At 45.5% G+C, this 3,096-nt stretch carries 3 protein-coding genes; 2 read left to right on the plus strand and 1 reads right to left on the minus strand.

Annotated elements, in window-relative coordinates; all coding sequences use genetic code 11:
• The coding region (glnE, locus tag B3O33_RS04720; RefSeq protein WP_292363090.1) for a bifunctional [glutamate--ammonia ligase]-adenylyl-L-tyrosine phosphorylase/[glutamate--ammonia-ligase] adenylyltransferase at nucleotides 1–1,763 on the minus strand (1,763 nt) is incomplete at its 3' end.
• Nucleotides 1,764–1,924: 161 nt separating this feature from the next.
• Here glnE and B3O33_RS04725 point away from each other — a divergent pair.
• Together B3O33_RS04725 and B3O33_RS04730 are read left to right on the plus strand one after the other, a co-directional pair.
• Nucleotides 1,925–2,545, plus strand: coding sequence for an alternative oxidase (locus tag B3O33_RS04725; protein WP_292361197.1), 621 nt, complete (start codon nucleotides 1,925–1,927; stop codon nucleotides 2,543–2,545).
• A gap of 69 nt (nucleotides 2,546–2,614) precedes the next feature.
• Nucleotides 2,615–2,983, plus strand: a complete 369-nt coding sequence (locus B3O33_RS04730) for a DUF6164 family protein (RefSeq protein ID WP_292361198.1) — start codon at nucleotides 2,615–2,617, stop codon at nucleotides 2,981–2,983.
• Nucleotides 2,984–3,096: the final 113 nt, after the last annotated feature.

A 3,096-nucleotide genomic window follows, 5' to 3' on the forward strand; every position in this document is an offset into this window, starting at 1 on the left:
AAGAACTGTTCCAATAAAGCTTTTTGCTGTTCCCGGCCAGGCACTTCGTATAATGTTCGGGGATCCAACAGTTCATCCAGCAGGACGGGGTAACGCGCCAATTGATGGCTGATTAATGGACTTGCCGCACATAATTTGACCAATTGCGACAGGGCCAGCGTATTCTCGACTAACAGTGACATATAGGCAGAACGCCGCATGATGGACTCTAAAAGTGGCATCATTCGTTTCAAACAGATATCCGGTTGTTCGGTTCCAGCTGCCGCCTGGACAAGTAATGGCAGAAGTTTTTTTAATCTGCCACGTCCTGTGTGACTAAGCTTTTTGACGCTGTTTTGCTCAAGTAAATTTTCAATGATTAGCTGTGACTGCTGTGGATCGTCATATCCCCATTTTTCCAGATAAGCAATAACTTCAGATTCACCTGCGGTTAGTAAAGCAATGGTCTCGGCTTTATCATCATCAGCCTGCGGGGCGGTAAGCAACTGCTCGAAATGTTCATGCACCTGCTGGCGATGTTCATTCAATGTTTTGATAAAACCAGCCCAGTTTGCAAAGCCCATGCTGTTGGCCAGCCTGGTTTGTGCTTCACTGTCCTTGGGCAATAAATGAGTCTGCTGATCGGCCCAGGCCTGAATACGATGCTCAGTGTGCCGCAAAAATACATAGGCCTCTTTTAACGCCGTTATCGCATAACCTGACAATAATTTTCTGTCAGCCAATAACTCCAGAATTGTCAGGATCGGCCGTTGTTGCAAAGATTTATCCCGTCCGCCATAGATTAATTGAAATACCTGACCGATAAACTCGATTTCACGAATTCCACCAGCACCTAATTTAATATTATCTTCCATTCCTTTCAGATGTAGCTGGCCAGCAATCATTGATTTCATTTCCCGTAATGAATCAAACATGCCGTAATCAAGATAACGTCGATATACAAATGGACGTAACAGCTCAGTGATGGCTTTTCTATCCTGTTCGGTGCCGGTAACGGGTCTTGCTTTAATCATCGCGTAACGTTCCCATTCACGGCCTTGCGTCTGGTAGTACTCCTCCATTGCATCAAAACTGGCCACCAATGAACCGCTATCTCCAAAAGGACGTAACCGCATATCCACCCGGAACACAAAGCCATCGACTGTGACATTATCTAAAGCCTGAATCAGCTTACGACCCAACCGCGTAAAAAACTCTTCATTGGTCAGGCTTTTTCTGGCGCCTTGCGTTTCGCCTTCAGCAGGGTAGGTAAAAATCAAATCGATATCAGAAGACAGGTTGAGCTCTCCTGCCCCCATCTTCCCCATACCTAAAACAATTAATTGTTGTGCTTTACCATGCTCATCCAATGGTGTCCCTAACAGCTGAGTTTGCCATTGATAAAGCTTGTTCAGTGCTTGCTCAACACAGCAATCAGCCAATGCAGTCAACTCACGCACTGTCTCAGCCAGATCCGCCCAACCACTTAAATCCCGCCAGATAATGCGTACCATTTCACGCTGGCGAAAGATTCGAAGCTGCTGATGTAAAGATGCCTCGTCATTTACCTCAGCAAGTCGGGATTGCAAGCGTTGCTGATAACCATCCCCCTCATAGGCCATTTCCAAATCACCGCTTTGAAACAACTCAATCAGACGTTGTGGTTGTCTGTCGCCCTGATTCATTACGTATTCACTGGCCGCTAATACTGTCATGGCAGAATGCAGCAGATTTTGTTTATTTTGCAAAATCGATTGCCAATGGTCACTGAGTGGTGGTGTCATGCTTGCCTCATTTGATTTCGCGATGCACAGTATCTGAAAATGTGTCTAAACTAACAGAACATTTAGACTATCGCGATGGCAGAAGAACGAAATTTTCACGCATCTCTAACTTACATTTTGCTATCACCTTATTAACTTCCGTCTCGTCAAAGGAGACCATGATGGACAGCACAAGAAATAGCGCTCCGCACCACACACCGGAATGCGTTTCAGATCGCGTTGCGCTGGCAATTGTTAAATTTATGCGTTTTTTTGCTGACGTGTTTTTTTCGGGTCGCTATGGACATCGTGCTGTCGTACTGGAAACGGTTGCTGCTGTTCCAGGTATGGTTGGCGGAGCCTTACAACACCTTCGTTCATTACGTCGAATGCAGGATGATGATGGCTGGATCAGCACCTTGCTGGAGGAAGCTGACAATGAACGTATGCATTTGCTGACCTTTGTACATATTGCCAAACCCAGCTGGCTGGAACGCGTATTGATCATTATTGCCCAGGGTGTGTTTTATAATTTGTTCTTTATTCTTTACCTGTTTTCATCTCGTGTTGCGCACCGAATTGTGGGCTATTTAGAGGAGGAAGCGGTATACAGCTACAGCGAATATCTGGCCGGAATTGACGCGGGAAAATACGAAAATGTAGCCGCACCGCAAGTTGCCATTGATTACTGGAATCTGCCTGCAGAGGCCCGTTTGCGTGATGTTATATTGGTAGTAAGAGATGATGAGGCAAAGCATCGTGACGTGAATCATGATTTTGCCAACCAATTGCAAAACGCATAAGATACCGCGGCGACACAGATTGATTAAGGTATGACAGACTTCACATTGCGCTAACAGACAGGGACGACTATGGCGACTTTACTTTTCCGACTTAATAATGTGCCTGAAGACGAAGCTGAAGACGTTCGGCAATTACTGGATGACAAAGGCTTTGCCTTTTACGAAACTCATGCCGGATTCTTTGGCTTAGGTGTTGCCGCTATCTGGCTGGTCAACGACAATCAGCTACCGCTTGCCAAAGCCATTTTGGATGAATATCAGGCCAAACGGGCCATTGAACAACGTCAGCAATACGAATCACTGCGTGCCAGTGGTGAAATCCCCGGTTTTTTCCAATCCATTTTGCAACACCCATTTCGCTTTATAGGCGTTCTGTTGTTAGTGCTCTTTGTACTCAGTTTGATGCTGATACCTTTTTGGAATACGTTGCATCCTTGATAAAGTCATTGCTAAACACCTAATAAAAAGCCCCACCTCTATCGAGGCAGGGCTTTTGTTTGTGCTAAAAGCTGAATTAACAGATGTAATAAATTACATCATGCCGCCCATGC

This window comes from Methylophaga sp. UBA1464 (assembly GCF_002325665.1).
GTDB lineage: Bacteria > Pseudomonadota > Gammaproteobacteria > Nitrosococcales > Methylophagaceae > Methylophaga.